Raw genomic sequence first — 1,129 nt, forward strand, 5'->3', positions numbered from 1 at the left:
CGACGCGCCGGCGCCGAAGGCGGAGGCCGAGACCCCGAGTTCTTGCGATAGCGTGTCGCCGAGCGAATTGCCGAGCTTGTTGCGCAGCTCGTCGCCGGCCAGCACTTTGGCGGGAGTGAGGATTTGGGCGTTTTCTTCGGCGGCGAAGGGACTGGCGGTGACGACGACTTCCTGCAGTTGTTGCGATTGTTGCGGTGGCGGCGCGGTTTGCACGGTCTGTGCGAAGGCGGCGGCAGACATGACGGCGAGCGCGGACAGGACGGCGCTGGCCAGCAGAGTGGGCTGGACTTGCATGGTGTTCCTTGACTGACAAATGAATGAATGGCGTGCGTCCGGACCCGGATTCGCGCGAGGCGGTCCGGTCGGAGAATCGAGACGTTCAGATGTCAGCGCGGCGGCGCGCGCGAGGAAAAGTGGCAGACGGCCGGCGCATCCCAGGAGGCGAAGGCTTGCCACAGCGCCAGCACTTGCGCGCCGGGAATCAGCGGAGGAGAAAAGAAGCCGACGTGGATGCCGGCCGCACCGGCGGCGGCATCGTATTCGGCGCAGGAATGGTGCTGCTTTTCATGGGCGGCGTGATGCTTGCCGTCGGCAGGATGGACGGCGTCGGCGTCGAAGTAGTTGAACAACGCGGCATGGAAGGAAGCAACCGTGGACGCAGCCGGCGACACCTGCGTTTGCTCAGGCCAGCCCGCGTGAGCGATGCCGTGCAGCAGGCCGAGCCACTGCGAGAACAGCAGCATCGACGCCAATGCCAGCGCCAAACCCATGCGGCCGCTGCGCCTGCGCCGGACAAGCGTGCCGGCGTCGGCAGAACGGGCAATACGCAGCAATGTGGTGATGGCGACGGCCATGGTGTGCAGGTGATTCAGCGGTGGTTCGGCAAGAACCGGGCGACCGGCATGCCGGAGAGCGCGAATTATAGCACCCAATTGCAACACTGTTGCATTAACGAATGCACCACGCGTCACACGATCACGCAGCGGTGCGACCGGGGAAACGCCGGAAGTCGGGAAATGCTACGGAAGAATGTCGCACGCGAATACGGCGAGAACGTGATGACGGGCTACCGCGCCGTCGGGACTGGAAGGACGAAAGGAGGAAGGAAGACGTGCAAACAAGCATACAA

1 protein-coding gene and 1 pseudogene are annotated in these 1,129 nt (G+C 64.2%); both read right to left on the reverse strand.

Annotated elements, in window-relative coordinates; translation table 11 throughout:
- A pseudogene (locus HLUSI_RS30035) lies at positions 1-294 on the reverse strand (TonB-dependent receptor); the annotation flags it as partial.
- Between the two features lie 92 nt (positions 295-386).
- Entirely contained in the window at positions 387-854 is a 468-nt protein-coding gene (locus HLUSI_RS0121760; RefSeq protein ID WP_016835980.1) for a hypothetical protein, read from the reverse strand.
- Between the last annotated feature and the right edge of the window lie 275 nt (positions 855-1,129).

It is taken from the genome of Herbaspirillum lusitanum P6-12 (assembly GCF_000256565.1).
In the GTDB taxonomy this organism is placed as follows: Bacteria; Pseudomonadota; Gammaproteobacteria; order Burkholderiales; family Burkholderiaceae_D; genus Herbaspirillum; species Herbaspirillum lusitanum.